Raw genomic sequence first — 9,471 nt, 5'->3', positions numbered from 1 at the left:
GGTCGCGGGCGGCGGGCCCGTGGTCGGAGTGGGGCGCGGCGGGGTCGGCGCCGGAAGGGCGGCCGGGGTCGCGGCGTCCGCTGCGGTGTCCGTCCGGTGGGGCGGGCGGGCGCGCAGCACCAGGGTGCCCGCGGCCTTGTCGTGCCAGCCGCGGCGCTCCGGGCCCTCGTCCCACGCGCCGGACCCGGCGACGACGTAGACGCCGATCCCCGCGAGCACACCGCCGAGCGCCTGCACGACGGAACGGACGAGGATCGCCCACAGACCGGCGGGGCGGCCGGTGCGGGCGGAGACGGTGCGGGTGCCGAGCAGCGCGCCGCCGAGGGTGCGGCCCGCGAACGCCTCGGCGAACCACTGCCCCGCAGCGAGCAGCAGGAGCAGCAGCGCGGGGACGAGCAGGGCGGCGGGCGTGGCGTCCTCGCTGCGGAGGGTGGGCAGCACGACGAGGGCACCGGCACCGGCGACGAGGGCCGCGAGCACCTGGTCGACGAGCAGGGCGACGAGACGCCGCCACACCGGGGCGACCGCGTCGTCGACGTCGGCGCCGAGCGACCACCCAGGGGTCGGCTCGGCCGCGGGGACCGGCACGGCGCGCGCCGCGGGAGCCGGAGCGGCGACGCGCGTGGCAGGGGTGGCGGCAGCGGGTGCGGCGCCCCAGGGGTCGACGGGCCCGCCACCCCAGCGGTCCGTGGTGACGGGCACCGAGGTCGCGGGGGCACCGGTCCCGGGCGCAGCAGGAACAGGGGTCGCGGGCGCAGCCGCCGTCCCGTCCCCCGGCGTCGCCGCCGGGGCCCCGACGCGCGCGCCGCACGCGCCGCAGAACACCGCGCCCGCGTCGAGCGCCGCCCCGCAGGTCGCGCAGCGCTGGTCGTCCACCGTGGTCACACCGTCCCCCTCCACCGGTCCATCGTCCCCGACGTCACCCCGCTGGGGCGTCGTCCGACCGGGTGCAGCCCGTCAGGCCGCGCGGTCCACGAGGGCGTCGGCGAACGAGACGAACGAGTCCTTGACCGGGCCCTCGGGCAGCGGGGCGAGCAGCTCGATGGCCTCGCCGACCAGCGCGACGGCCCGCTCGCGGGTCTCCCGGACGACGTCGTGGGCGCGCAGCGCGGCGAGGACCTCGGCGAGGTCGGCGTCGTCGGACAGGTCCCCGTCGAGGCGGGCGACGAGGGCGACGTCGGCGGGGTCGCCGGTGGCGGCGGCGCGCTCGCGCAGCAGCAGGACGGGCATGGTCGGGACCTGCTCGCGCAGGTCGGTGCCCGGGGTCTTGCCGGAGACGTCGCCCTCGGAGGTGAGGTCGAGGACGTCGTCGGCGAGCTGGAACGCGACGCCGATGCGCTCGCCGAACGCGGCGACGGTCTCGACGACCTCGGGGGTGCACCCGGCGAACATGGCGCCGAGCCGCGCGGAGGTCGCGATGAGGGACGCGGTCTTGTCGGCGAGCACCTGCAGGTAGTGCTGCACGGGGTCGCCGTCGGCGTCGGGGCCGAGGGACTCGTGCAGCTGCCCGAGGCAGAGCCGCTCGAAGGTCCCGGCCTGGATGAGGACGGCCTCGGGGCCGAGGTGCGCGACGGTGGTGGACGCGCGGGCGAACAGCAGGTCGCCGACGAGGATGGCGACGTTGTTGCCCCAGACCTCGTGCGCGGCGGGCGCCCCGCGGCGCAGCGGCGCGGAGTCCATGACGTCGTCGTGGTACAGCGACGCGAGGTGGGTCAGCTCGACCACGACGGCGGCGTCGAGCACCTCGTCGCGCGTGCCGTCGCCGAGCTCGGCGGACAGCAGGGTGAGCAGCGGTCGCAAGCGCTTGCCCCCGGCGTTGGCCAGGTGGTGCGCGGCGTCGTCGACGAGCTGGTCGGCGTACGCGACGGCGCCGCGCAGGCGCTCCTCGACGACGTCGAGTCGCGCGGCGACGCGCTCGGCGAGCGCGGGGTCGGCGAGCGGCAGTGCGGTCGGGGAGGTCACGGGACGAACCTATCTGGCCGGACGGGCCGGAGCAGAACCGACGCGGCCACCCGCCCCGCGCGTCGGGCGCGGGGAGGTGGCCGCGGGGCTCACGGGATCAGCTGGGCGACGGACGCGATGGCGTCCAGGACCGGGCCGGGGACGACGCCGAGCGCGATCGTGATCAGCGCGCACGCGCCGATCGCGACCAGGGCGAAGCCCTGCGAGGCGACGACGACGGTCCCGGCGCGCGGGGCCCGCGCGCCGGCGTCCGCGCCGCTCTCGTCGGCCACGTCCGGCGACCCTGCCGTGACCGGCTGCTGCGGGCCGCCCTGCGGGCTGGTGAAGAACATCAGCACGATGATCCGGACGTAGAAGAACGCGGCCGCGGCGGAGGCGACGACGCCGACGACGGCCAGCGGCCACGCGCCGCCCTCGACCGCCGCGGTGAACACCGCGAACTTGCCGGTGAACCCGGCGGTCAGCGGGATGCCCGCGAACGAGAGCAGGAACAGCACGAACGTCCCGGCGAGCACCGGGTTGGTGCGGCCGAGCCCCGCCCACTGGGACAGGTGCGTGGCCTCGCCGAGCACCGGCCCCTCGGGCTCACCGGGCTCCGCACCCTCGCCGTCGGTGTCGTCGGCGTCGGCGCGGACCTCGACGGCGGTGGCGACGGCCGCGCCCGAGGTCGCCGTCGCGCCCTCGACGTGCGGGACCCCGCCGGAGGCGGCACCCGAGGTGACGCGACCGCCGGCCGCCCGCACGGCCCCCCGCTCGCGCACCAGCGAGACGATGCCGAACGCCCCGACCGTCGCCGCGCCGTAGGCCAGCAGGTAGAACAGGACCGCGGTGATCCCGGACTGGGTGAGCGCGACGACGCCGGTGAGCACGAACCCGGCGTGCGCCACGGACGAGTACGCGAGCACCCGCTTGACGTCGGTCTGCACCAGGGCGACGACGGTGCCGACGGCCATCGTGGCGATGGCGACGGTCCACATCATCGGCTCGAGGTCCCAGCGCAGGTCGGGCAGGACGACGTAGAACAGCCGGACCAGGGCCCCGAACGCGGCGACCTTGGTGCACGCGGCCATGAACCCCGTGATGGGGGTGGGCGCGCCCTGGTAGGCGTCGGGGGTCCAGGAGTGGAACGGCACGGCTCCGACCTTGAACAGCAGGCCGACCAGCACGAGCAGCGCCCCGACGAGCAGCAGCGCGTCCATGCCGGTGTCGGCGCGCACGGCGGTGGCGATGTCCGCGTACCGCAGCGAGCCGGAGAACCCGTAGAGCAGCGCGATGCCGAACAGCAGCAGCGCGGACGCGAACGCCCCGAGCAGGAAGTACTTCATCGACGCCTCCTGGCTGAGCAGGCGGCGACGGCGCGCGAGCCCGGTCAGCAGGTACAGCGGCAGGGACAGCACCTCGAGGGCGACGAACAGCGTGAGCAGGTCGCCGGTGGCGGGGAAGATCAGCATGCCGCCGGTGGCGAACAGCACGAGGGGGTAGACCTCGGTCTGCTGGAGCCCGGCGGCGCGCGCGGCCTCCTCGTAGCCGGAGCCGGGGGTGGCGGCGCCCTGGGGGGCGAACGCGTCCTCGCCGGTGGCGGTGCGGTCCGCGATCACCAGGACGGCGAGCAGGGCGAGGACGGCGATGGTGCCCTGGAGCACCAGCGTCGGCCCGTCGACGACTACGGAGCCGAGCAGCACGTCGGTGCCGCCGGTGTCCGCGACGCCGCCCCAGAGCGCGGCGACCGCGACGACGGCCCCGGCGAGGGCCGCCAGCGTGATCGTCAGCTGGACCGGGCGGCGAGCGCGGCGGGGCACGAACGCCTCGACGAGGACGCCGACGACGGCCGCGCCGAGCACCAGCAGGATCGGCGTGAGCTGGGCCCACGCGATGTCGGGCGCGATGAACTCGGTCACCGGTCGCTCCCCTCCTCGGGGTCGAGCATCGGCATGTCCGCGGGCGGCGCCTCGACGCCGACCTGGGACACGGTGGTGCGGGCGGGCTCGTCCACGAGCCGCAGCGCGGGGGCGGGGTAGAAGCCGAGCACCAGCATGATCGCGATGAGCGGGCCGATCACCCAGCGCTCGCGGGCGCCGATGTCGGGCGTGGTGGCGAGGTCGTCGCGGACCGGGCCGGTGAACACCCGCTGGTAGGTCCACAGGACGTAGATCGCGGCGAGCACCACGGCGACCGCGGCGATGACCGCGGCGGCCTCCCAGACGGGGAAGGTCCCGACGATCACCAGGAACTCGGAGACGAAGGTCGACAGGCCGGGCAGCGAGAGCGCGGACAGGCCGGTCACCAGGAAGACGCCCGCGAGGACCGGGGTGACCTTCTGCAGGCCGCCGAAGTCCTCGATGCGGGCGGACCCGCGCCGGGCGACGAGGAAGCCGACCAGCAGGAACAGCCCACCGGTGGAGAGCCCGTGGTTGACCATGTAGAACGACGACCCGGCGATCGACGTGGACGCGAACGCGAAGATGCCGAGGACGATGAACCCGAAGTGCGACACCGAGGTGTACGCGACCAGGCGGAACATGTCCTGCTGCCCGATGGCGAGCAGCGCGCCGTAGAAGATCGAGATGAGCGCGAGCACCACGATCACCGGCGCGGCCCACCGGGACGCCTCCGGGAACAGCGGCAGGCAGAGCGTGAGCATCCCGAAGGTGCCGACCTTGTCGAGCACGCCGACCAGCAGCGTGGACGTCCCGGCGGGCGCCTGCTCGGCGGCGTCGGGCAGCCACGTGTGCACGGGGAACATCGGGGCCTTGACGGCGAACGCGACGAAGAACGCGAGGAACAGCCAGCGCTCGACGCCCGTGGACATGTCGGTGCCGATGAGGTTCTCGGTGAGGAAGCCCTGCTCCCCGCCCGGTCCCTGCAGGTACAGGCCGATGACGCCGGCCAGCATGATGAGCCCGCCCGCGAGCGAGAACAGCAGGAACTTCACCGCGGCGTACCGCCGGCGCGGCCCCCCGAACCCGCCGATCATGAAGTAGACCGGGATGAGCATGGCCTCGAACAGCACGTAGAACAGGAACACGTCGCGCGCGGCGAACACCGCGACCATGAACGTGGTCAGCACGAGCACGAGGGCCAGGTAGTGCCGCAGCCGGTCGGTGGGCACCTTCCCGGAGTCCTGCTCGCGCCAGGCGGCCAGGACCACCAGCGGCACCAGCACGACGGACAGCAGCACGAGCGCGAGGCCGACCCCGTCGACGCCGAGGGCGTAGGAGACGCCGAGCTGCGGGATCCACGCGTGAGTCTCGAGCAGCTGGTGCGTCCCGGCGGCGAGGGTGTCGAAGGCGAGCAGCGCCGCGACGCCGAGCAGCACCTCGACCAGCGCGGCGCCGAGCGCCACCTGGCGGGACCACCGGCGCGCACCGGTGGAGTACCCGTCGGGCGTGGTGCCGCCGGGCAGGGCCCAGAGCACCGCCGCGGCGACCAGCGGCCACACGACGAGGAGGGTCAACCAGGGCACGTCCGGGGACAGCACCGTGGTCGCGAGAGCGGGAGACGACATCGAGTTCCCCTCAGATCCGAGGCGCCAGGACGACGACCGCGAGGACGACGAGGCCGAGCAGCATCGTGGCGGCGTACTGGCGGGCGTAGCCCGTCTGCACCTTCCGCACGAGCTCCCCGATCCCGACGGTCAGGCGACCGAGGCCGGTGAACGCCCCGTCGACCGCGGTGCGGTCGCCGTAGACGAGCGAGCGGGTCAGGTGCCGGCCGGGCTCGACCAGGACGGCGTCGTTGACGGCGTCCTGGTAGAGGTCGACCCGGGCGGCACGGGTCAGGACGGTGCCCGCGGGGGCGGCCTCCGGCACCGGGAGGGACAGGTACTGCCGCCAGGCCAGCGCGAGGCCGAGCGCCACGGCGACGAGCGTCGCGACCTGGATGACCAGGACGGGCAGCACGGGCTCGTGGTGCTCGACGTGCCCGGTGACGGGCTCCAGCCAGGTGGTGAACCCGCCGCCGAGCTGGAGCACGAAGCCGAGCCCGACCGAGCCGACCGCCAGCAGGACCATCGGGATGGTCATGAGGGCGGGCGACTCGTGCGGGTGCTGGTCGTGCCCGTCGGACGTCTGCGCCCAGCGCTGCCTGCCGTGGAAGGTCATGAAGAACATCCGCGACATGTAGAACGCGGTGATCCCGGCGCCGACCAGCGCGACCGCGCCGAACAGCCAGGCGCGCCACTCGCCGCCGACCTCGGGGACGACGAACGCGGACTCGATGATCTTGTCCTTGCTCCAGAACCCGGAGAACGGCGGGACGCCGAGGATCGCGAGCCACCCGGCCCCGAACGTCACCCAGGTGATCACCATGTACTTCCGCAGCCCGCCGAACCGGCGCATGTCGGTCTGGTCGTCCATGCCGTGCATGACGGACCCGGCGCCGAGGAACATGCCGGCCTTGAAGAAGCCGTGCGTCACCAGGTGGAAGATCGCGAACGCGTACCCGACCGGGCCGAGGCCCGCGGCCAGCACCATGTAGCCGATCTGGGACATCGTCGAGGCGGCGAGCGCCTTCTTGATGTCGTCCTTCGCGCAGCCGATGATCGCGCCGATCAGCAGCGTGATCGCCCCGATGATCGTCACGACGAGCTGCGCGGTGGGCGCGCCCTCGAACACCGGCGCGGACCGCACGATGAGGTAGACGCCCGCGGTCACCATCGTCGCGGCGTGGATCAGCGCGGACACCGGCGTCGGGCCGGCCATCGCGTCGCCCAGCCAGGACTGCAGCGGGAACTGCGCCGACTTGCCGCACGCGGCGAGCAGCAGCATCAGGCCGATGGCGGTGAGCGTGCCCTGCGACGCGCCCCCGACGCCCGCGGCGACGGAGTCGAAGTCGACGGCCCCGAAGGTCGCGAACATGAGCATGAGCGCGACCAGCAGGCCGATGTCGCCGACGCGGTTGGCGACGAACGCCTTCTTCGCGGCGACGGCGTACGGGGTGTGGTGGTTCCAGAACCCGATCAGCAGGTACGACGCCAGGCCGACGCCCTCCCAGCCGACGAACAGCAGCAGGTACGAGTCCGCGAGGACCAGCACGAGCATCGCCGCGATGAACAGGTTGAGGTACGCGAAGAACCGGCGCCGCGCGGCGTCGTGCGCCATGTACGCGACCGAGTAGACGTGGATCAGCGTGCCGACGAACGTCACCAGCAGCACGAAGGTCAGCGACAGCGGGTCGACGCGCAGCCCGGCGGACAGGTCGAAGTGCCCGGCGGAGATCCAGTCGAACAGGTGCACGTCGAGGACGCGGTCGTCCGCGGGGCGGCCCAGCAGGTCGGTCAGCAGCACCGCGCCGACGACGAACGCCGCCGTGGAGGCGAGGACGCCGAGCCAGTGGCCCCAGCGGTCGGCCGCCCGGCCGAGCAGGAGCAGGAGCGCGGCGCTCGCGAGCGGCACCGCCACCAGGAGCGGCGCGAGGGAGGTCAGGTCGTTCACAGCCCCTCAGCTCTTCAGGAGGTTGATGTCGTCGACGGACGCCGACTTCCGCGTGCGGAAGATCGACACGATGATCGCCAGGCCGACGACCACCTCCGCGGCGGCGACGACCATCACGAAGAAGGCCATGACCTGGCCGGTGAGGTCGCCGTGCAGGCGGGCGAAGGTGACGAGCGCGAGGTTCGTGGCGTTGAGCATGAGCTCGACGCCCATGAACACGATGATCGCGTTGCGGCGCAGCAGCACCGTCGCGGCACCGAGCGAGAACAGGATCGCGGACAGCACCAGGTAGTGCGTGAGCGTCACGGCTGGGTCTCCGTCCCGGTCGAGCCCTCACCGAGGGTGATGTCGGTGGTGGGTCCGGCGGTCGTCCCGGGCGGTGCCGCGGGAGGTCGGGGGTCGTCCTCGGTGGTGCCGAGCGCGGCGTCCACCTCGGCGTCGGTCGCCGTGACGCCCCGCTGGGCGAGCACCGCGGTGACGGCCCGGCGGTAGGTGTCCGCGTGGAACGCGTCGGTCCCGGCCTCCTGGCCGCGGATCCGCAGCACGCGCGGCACGGACTCCTCGATGGGGTTGCCGTCCGGGTCGAGCGCCGGGACGTCCATGGCGTTGTGCCGGGCGTACACGCCGGGCGCGGGCAGCGGGGTGAGCCGCGCACCGGCCTTGACGCGGGCCGCGGCGCGCTCCCGCTGCCGGACGACCGGCTTGAGCCGCTGCCGGTGCGTGAGCACCAGCGCGCCCAGCGCGGCGGTGACCAGCAGCGCCCCGACGACCTCCAGGGCGAAGACGTGCTGCCCGAAGATGATCCGCGCGACGCCCACCGGGTTGGTCGCGCCGTTCGCGTCGCCCAGCCCGACGGCGTCGGGGTAGACGGTGCGGCCGACGACGCCGACCAGCACGACGCCGAGGCCCAGGGCGGCGACCCAGCCGATCCAGCGCTGCCCGCGCAGGGTCTCCACCAGGGAGTCCGAGGCGTCGACGCCGACCAGCATGAGGACGAACAGGAACAGCATCATCACGGCGCCGGTGTAGACGACCACCTGGACGACGCCGAGGAACGGCGCCTCCTGCGCGACGTAGAGGAAGGCCAGCGAGATCATCACGGTGATCACGCACAGGGCCGCGTGCACGGCCTTGCGGGCGAACAGCAGGCCGCCCGCCGCCAGCACCATGATCGGCGCCAGCACCCAGAACAGGACCGCCTCGGCGGTGCTCGGCGTCATCGGGTCTCCTGCCCGGTCGGGGCGGCCGTGCGGGCGCTCGCCCGGGCGGCGTCCAGCGTGGCGTCGTCGGGCCGGTGCTCGGCGACCCAGTCCACCTGCGTCGCGGTCGGGGCGGTGACCTCGCCGCGGTAGTACTCGGTGTCCGTGGTGCCCTCGACCATGGGGTGCGGCGCGGCGAGCATGCCGTCCGCCATCGGCGCGAGCAGGTCCTGCTTCTCGAAGATCAGGCCCTCGCGGGTCGGGCCCGCCAGCTCGAAGTCGTTGGTCATGGTGAGCGCGCGCGTCGGGCACGCCTCGATGCACAGCGCGCAGAAGATGCAGCGCAGGTAGTTGATCTGGTAGACGCGGCCGTACCGCTCCCCCGGCGAGAACTGCTGGTCCGGGGTGTTGTCGGCGGCCTCGACGTAGATCGCGTCCGCCGGGCAGGCCCAGGCGCACAGCTCGCAGCCGATGCACTTCTCGAGCCCGTCGGCGTACCGGTTGAGCTGGTGCCGGCCGTGGAACCGCGGCTTCACCGGCGCGGGCTCGAAGGGGTACTGCTCGGTGACGGTCTTGCTGAAGAAGTTCTTCAGCGTCACGCCGAACCCCGCCGCGGGCGCCAGGGCGTCCGCGACCGGACCGCGCTTGGGGATCAGCGACTCGTAGGGCCGGACCTCGGGCCGGGCGACGTCGCCGCCGCCCGCGCGGGGCTCGACCTGCTTGTCGGGCGTGTCAGCCACGGGGCACCTCCTGCGTGGGGGACTCGGGGGCGTCGCCGTCGGAGCCCTCGGGAGCCGTCCCGCCGACGAGGGCGGGGGCGGCGGGCTCGGCGGCGGCCTGGGCGGCCTGCGCGGCACGGCGCTGCGCGCGCGGCGAGG

At 74.1% G+C, this 9,471-nt stretch carries 8 protein-coding genes; all 8 read right to left on the bottom strand.

Translation table 11 applies throughout. The annotated features are described in order from the left end of the window. Positions 1-900, bottom strand: a 900-nt coding sequence (locus EBM89_RS18180) for an RDD family protein (RefSeq protein ID WP_147463614.1), incomplete at its 3' end; no start/stop codon positions are given. 57 nt (positions 901-957) lie between these two features. Next, the gene (locus EBM89_RS18175; RefSeq protein ID WP_122151044.1) at positions 958-1,962 is read right to left on the bottom strand and encodes a polyprenyl synthetase family protein; all 1,005 of its coding nucleotides are present in this window, start codon (positions 1,960-1,962) and stop codon (positions 958-960) included. A gap of 89 nt (positions 1,963-2,051) precedes the next feature. Further along, positions 2,052-3,860, bottom strand: coding sequence for an NADH-quinone oxidoreductase subunit NuoN (nuoN, locus tag EBM89_RS18170; RefSeq protein WP_122151043.1), 1,809 nt, complete (start codon positions 3,858-3,860; stop codon positions 2,052-2,054). Continuing rightward, positions 3,857-5,467: an NADH-quinone oxidoreductase subunit M gene (locus EBM89_RS18165; protein ID WP_122151042.1), complete on the bottom strand. Its 1,611-nt coding sequence runs from the start codon at positions 5,465-5,467 to the stop codon at positions 3,857-3,859. The genes nuoN and EBM89_RS18165 overlap by 4 nt, the downstream gene beginning before the upstream one ends. Positions 5,468-5,477: 10 nt before the next feature. Beyond that, positions 5,478-7,385, bottom strand: coding sequence for an NADH-quinone oxidoreductase subunit L (gene nuoL, locus EBM89_RS18160; RefSeq protein WP_122151046.1), 1,908 nt, complete (start codon positions 7,383-7,385; stop codon positions 5,478-5,480). A 15-nt stretch (positions 7,386-7,400) separates the two neighbouring features. Next, entirely contained in the window at positions 7,401-7,700 is a 300-nt protein-coding gene (gene nuoK / locus EBM89_RS18155; RefSeq protein WP_122151041.1) for an NADH-quinone oxidoreductase subunit NuoK, read from the bottom strand. Then, a complete protein-coding gene (locus EBM89_RS18150; RefSeq protein ID WP_122151040.1) occupies positions 7,697-8,614 on the bottom strand; it encodes an NADH-quinone oxidoreductase subunit J in 918 nt (305 codons plus the stop codon). The genes nuoK and EBM89_RS18150 overlap by 4 nt, the downstream gene beginning before the upstream one ends. After that, complete coding sequence (gene nuoI, locus EBM89_RS18145) at positions 8,611-9,333, bottom strand: NADH-quinone oxidoreductase subunit NuoI (RefSeq protein ID WP_439647205.1); 723 nt, start codon at positions 9,331-9,333, stop codon at positions 8,611-8,613. The genes EBM89_RS18150 and nuoI overlap by 4 nt, the downstream gene beginning before the upstream one ends. Between the last annotated feature and the right edge of the window lie 138 nt (positions 9,334-9,471).

The organism is Cellulomonas triticagri (assembly GCF_003696205.1).
Classification (GTDB): Bacteria; Actinomycetota; Actinomycetes; order Actinomycetales; family Cellulomonadaceae; genus Cellulomonas; species Cellulomonas triticagri.
The sequence above is the reverse complement of the archived record's forward strand: the minus strand, read 5'-3'. Positions and strand labels throughout refer to the sequence as shown.

Bases quoted from the DNA above. Each gene is read 5' to 3' on its own strand.
- EBM89_RS18165 (WP_122151042.1), bottom strand. From the start codon at position 5,467: ATGTCGTCTCCCGCTCTCGCGACCACGGTGCTGTCCCCGGACGTGCCC.
- EBM89_RS18150 (WP_122151040.1), bottom strand. From the start codon at position 8,614: ATGACGCCGAGCACCGCCGAGGCGGTCCTGTTCTGGGTGCTGGCGCCG.